Source organism: Streptomyces sp. NPDC058646, from assembly GCF_042716875.1.
Classification (GTDB): Bacteria; Actinomycetota; Actinomycetes; order Streptomycetales; family Streptomycetaceae; genus Streptomyces.
On the sequence record NZ_JBHXRK010000052.1, the window covers coordinates 21,905 to 23,339 of the forward strand.

1 protein-coding gene is annotated in these 1,435 nt (G+C 67.9%); it reads left to right on the plus strand.

What is annotated here, in order from left to right:
• Nucleotides 1-713 precede the first annotated feature (713 nt).
• A complete protein-coding gene (locus ACFWUZ_RS35015) occupies nucleotides 714-1,118 on the plus strand; it encodes a DUF1622 domain-containing protein (protein WP_384381972.1) in 405 nt (134 codons plus the stop codon).
• The last annotated feature ends 317 nt before the right edge of the window (nucleotides 1,119-1,435 follow it).

The following is a 1,435-nucleotide window of genomic DNA, read 5'->3' on the forward strand; positions in this document are numbered from 1 at the left end:
AGGCCTTAGTCGAGGCCATCGGGCGGGAAGCGGTATTCCTTGCTGACCAGCGGGCCGGACAGGCGTCTGAGGGGCTCGAAGCCCTCGCGCGCGCCTTTGCCCTGGTGAGTGGCCCCACTCTGAGCGGTTCCGACGGACGGGGAAGGCGTCTCTGTAGGCGCTTCGCAGAGCCGCATGATCATCGATCACAACGGTGGCAACATCAAGCCCGCAGGGCGCTCCTACTCCTACGACCTGCCCGTGGACGGCATTACGTTGAAGTGATTTGGCCCCGCCCCGGTGGGAGCTGATCAGGGTCTGTGCTGGGTGTCCGCCGTCCTCGTCCACCGCTGGCAGGCCGTATCGGCCAAGGGTGCGGGGCGTACGCGACGGCGGCGGCTGACGGTTCCTGCACCATTCCCTCCGGTGCGGGGCCCGCCCCTACCGAGCTAGGCGGCCGCGGCGCTGCTTCTGGTTGACACATCGCAGGCGCCTCCACGGTGGTCCTGTGGGCCCGTACGGCCTCCTTCACGCCGAGTTCGCCGAGCCGCGTTCGTGGCCGGGCCGGTTCCAAGCCGCCGGCGTTCGGTGACGGGATGTCGGGGAGGTTGACGATTCGGCGATGGGTACGTCACGTGTTGGTCGGCGGCCGACATTCTTCTGGCATCCGTCGTGTGGTGGCAGACACCGGCGACGGCTCGTGTAGGAGCGTTCACGCGGGTAAGAGCGGATCCATGAACGCGGTAGGGGAGTTGCTGTCCGAGTCCGGCGTCCGGGAGATGATCGGGTGGCTGGTGCACGTCATCGAGGCCGCCGGCGCGCTGATCATCTTCGCGGGCGCCGTGTGGGCCTTCGCCCGGTTCGCCACGACCGGTCTGCGCCGGCGTTCCCTGATCGGCGAGTTCAACAAGATCCGCCTCAGCCTCGGACGTTTCCTCGTCCTGGGACTGGAGTTCCAGCTGGCGGGCGATGTCCTGCGTACGGCGGTGGCCCCCAGTTTCACCGAGATCGGCCAGCTGGCGGCCATCGCGGCCATCCGTACCGTCCTGAACTTCTTCCTCACCCGGGAGATCGCACAGGAACGTGCGGAGATCGAACGCGACCAGAAGGAGCCCGTGCCGCGGGCTGCGGCCTCCTGACCATCCGGCTCCGGACTACCGGTGTGTGATGCGGGGCGGTGGGGAACACGGGCTGGCGAGGCGATCGACGGCGCCCAGACGGGCGATGTACGCGGCCTTGTGCGGGCGGCTGTGACTGGACGGATCGAGTACGCGCGGCGTGCCGCACGAGGTCCTGGAAGTGAGCGGGACGATCTGATCCTGGGGGCCACATCAGTGGTCACGGCGATGGCCGCCCCCTGTTAGGGCCTGTGTGGTGTCGTGATCAGTTCCTGGGTTGTGGCCTCTTCGCGGGGCGGAACCCGGTAGGACTGTGGTCGTGACGCGCAGGCAACTCA

What these genes read in the sequence shown, in the direction of transcription:
- ACFWUZ_RS35015 (WP_384381972.1), top strand. Translation starts at nt 714, where the DNA reads ATGAACGCGGTAGGGGAGTTGCTGTCCGAGTCCGGCGTCCGGGAGATG.